At 71.8% G+C, this 2,899-nt stretch carries 2 protein-coding genes; both read left to right on the plus strand.

All coding sequences use genetic code 11. The annotated features are described in order from the left end of the window. Positions 1-458 precede the first annotated feature (458 nt). Positions 459-1,931, plus strand: a complete 1,473-nt coding sequence (locus ACFWOG_RS08535; RefSeq protein ID WP_329952509.1) for an NAD-dependent malic enzyme — start codon at positions 459-461, stop codon at positions 1,929-1,931. Between the two features lie 507 nt (positions 1,932-2,438). Further along, positions 2,439-2,720: an HU family DNA-binding protein gene (locus tag ACFWOG_RS08540; RefSeq protein WP_030308200.1), complete on the plus strand. Its 282-nt coding sequence runs from the start codon at positions 2,439-2,441 to the stop codon at positions 2,718-2,720. The last annotated feature ends 179 nt before the right edge of the window (positions 2,721-2,899 follow it).

Raw genomic sequence — 2,899 nt, forward strand, 5'->3', positions numbered from 1 at the left:
ACCCAGGCGCTTGTGTGTGGTCCCGGTCCCCCCCGACTCGCCGCCCGGGGCCGGCGTCCCCGCGGTGCGGCGGGCCGGCCGGGCGGTCGGGCGGGCCCCGGCCGGGCCCCGCCCGACGGGTGCGTCCCCGGCGCGCCGACGGCCCCCGTCGACACCGAAGGCCCCTCACCCGCCGGGTGAGGGGCCTTCAGAAGCTACGACACCGACCCGCCATGCTCGCCTCGCGGCAAGTGGTCCCTCGAAGGGACGAAGGTTGGGCCCGGGGGCTTGGATCGAGCCGGTGTCCCGTCCAATGTAACGCATCGGGCCGCTGAGGCAAGAAGTTGTCGGGTCCGCACACTCAATGAACGTTATTTCTGACTACGCCCTGGTAGGTGCGACGATCGAGGTCTAGCATGCGCAGGCGAGAGCCCTCAACAATTTGTTGAACTCGCAGACGGACGGAAGAAGGAACGTCGATGGCGACGGTGCCCAGTGTCTCGAACTCGATCACGGTGCGGCTGGAGGTTCCGGCCAGAGGCAACGCCGTCAGCGCGATCACCACGGCGGTCGAGTCCTCCGGCGGTTCGGTGACGGGTCTCGACGTGACCGCCTCCGGCCTGGAGGCGCTGCGGATCGACGTGACGGTGGCCGCCTTCTCGGTCGCGCACGGCGAGGAGATCGTCGAGAAGCTCCGGGCCATCGACGGCGTGGCGATCGGCAAGGTGTCGGACCGGACCTTCCTGATGCACCTCGGCGGCAAGATCGAGATGTCCTCGAAGCTGCCGATCCGCAACCGTGACGACCTCTCGATGATCTACACGCCGGGGGTCGCCCGGGTCTGCCTGGCGATCGCCGAGAACCCCGAGGACGCGCGCCGCCTCACGATCAAGCGCAACAGCGTCGCCGTGGTCACCGACGGCTCGGCCGTGCTGGGCCTGGGCAACATCGGTCCGGCCGCCGCCCTGCCGGTGATGGAGGGCAAGGCCGCCCTGTTCAAGCGGTTCGCCGGCATCGACGCCTGGCCGATCTGCCTGGACACCCAGGACACCGACGAGATCGTGGCCGTCGTCAAGGCGATCGCCCCGGGCTTCGCCGGCATCAACCTGGAGGACATCTCGGCGCCGCGCTGCTTCGAGATCGAGGCCCGGCTGCGCGAGGCCCTGGACATCCCGGTCTTCCACGACGACCAGCACGGCACCGCGATCGTGGTGCTGGCGGCCCTCACCAACGCGCTCAAGGTGGTCGGCAAGGAGATCGCCGACATCCGGGTGGTGATGTCGGGCGCCGGCGCCGCCGGTACCGCGATCCTCAAGCTGCTGCTGGCCGCCGGCGTCGAGCACGCCACGGTGGCGGACGTGAGGGGCGTGGTCCACGAGGGCCGCGACGACCTCAACGAGAGCCTGCGCTGGATCGCCGAGCACACCAACCGCTCGGGCCGCACCGGCAGCCTCAAGGAGGCCGTGGCGGACGCCGACGTCTTCATCGGCGTCTCGGCCCCGAACGTGCTGGACGGCGACGACCTGGCCACCATGGCCGAGGACGCGATCGTCTTCGCGCTGGCCAACCCGGACCCGGAGGTCGACCCGGCGGTGGCCCGCCAGACCGCCGCGGTGGTCGCCACCGGCCGCAGCGACTTCCCGAACCAGATCAACAACGTGCTGGTCTTCCCGGGTGTCTTCCGCGGCCTGCTGGACGCCCAGAGCCGCACGGTCAACACCGAGATGATGATCGCCGCCGCCCGGGCGCTGGCCGCCACCGTCGGCGACGACGAGCGGAACCCGAACTACATCATCCCGAGCGTGTTCCACAAGGACGTCGCCAAGACCGTGGCCTCCGCCGTCCGGGACGCCGCCCTGGCCGCGGCCTCGGAGGCGCCCGCCCCGTGGCGGCCGACCCCGGGCATCGTGGGGACGCTCGACACCTCGTCCTTCCCCTCCGTCAAGCTCTGACCGGGCCGCTCGGCCCGTGTCGCGCATCGGTCAAATGACCGAATAGCGACCTTACCCGCCCAATCCCGCCCCGAACCCTTGCGACACAAGGGCGAGGGGCGTGTTTGGGCTTGTCGGACCTAGGGCGTACGGTAGCCCTGCACGGGGCAGGCGTGTCCGACAAGTACGGAACGTCCCCCTGGTCTTCCGGCGCGTCGTCCCGACCGCCGCCCGCGCCCGGTCCGCCGGAGCCGACGGAGCGTCACACCTCCGGCGGGCGGGCGCTGTTCGGGTCGTGACGCCGGGGCCCGATTGGCTTTCTCGGGGCCGGTCGGGGCAGGATTCGTATCCGGGCAGGCAGGCGGGCCTTCGAGGGCACGGCGCGCGGCACTGGGTGCGGACCCGGCCCGCGACCACGCATTGCCTGCATGAGCACAGTGTGCGGACCTGCGGCCCATCCGGGTGCCCCCCGGTGGGAGCACCGATGGGCCCCCGCACACCGCAAGCGAACAGACCACAGGAGTACACATGAACCGCAGTGAGCTGGTGGCCGCGCTGTCCGAGCGCGCCGAGGTGACCCGCAAGGACGCCGACGCCGTTCTGGCCGCCTTCGCCGAGATCGTCGGCGAGGTCGTCGCCAAGGGCGACGAGAAGGTCACCATCCCCGGTTTCCTGACCTTCGAGCGCACCCACCGCGCCGCCCGCACCGCCCGCAACCCGCAGACCGGCGAGCCGATCCAGATCCCCGAGGGTTACAGCGCCAAGGTCAGCGCCGGCTCCAAGCTGAAGGAAGCCGCCAAGGGCGCCTGAACCACCCCTTGAACGCCTGAGAGGCCGGGCTCCCCGTGAGGGGGGCCCGGCCTCTCGCCGTGGGGCGCCCGGGGGCGGGCGGCGGGCCGGGGCGGCGCCCGCCACCGGCGCGCGCGGGGGGGCGGTGGGGCGCTGGACGGGGGGGGCGCGGTGGGGCAGCGTGTGCCTGAAGTTATAGG

This window comes from Kitasatospora sp. NPDC058406, assembly GCF_042722765.1.
In the GTDB taxonomy this organism is placed as follows: Bacteria; Actinomycetota; Actinomycetes; order Streptomycetales; family Streptomycetaceae; genus Kitasatospora.

Coding starts and splice junctions, on each gene's coding strand:
- ACFWOG_RS08540 (WP_030308200.1), top strand. CDS start 2,439: ATGAACCGCAGTGAGCTGGTGGCCGCGCTGTCCGAGCGCGCCGAGGTG.
- ACFWOG_RS08535 (WP_329952509.1), top strand. CDS start 459: ATGGCGACGGTGCCCAGTGTCTCGAACTCGATCACGGTGCGGCTGGAG.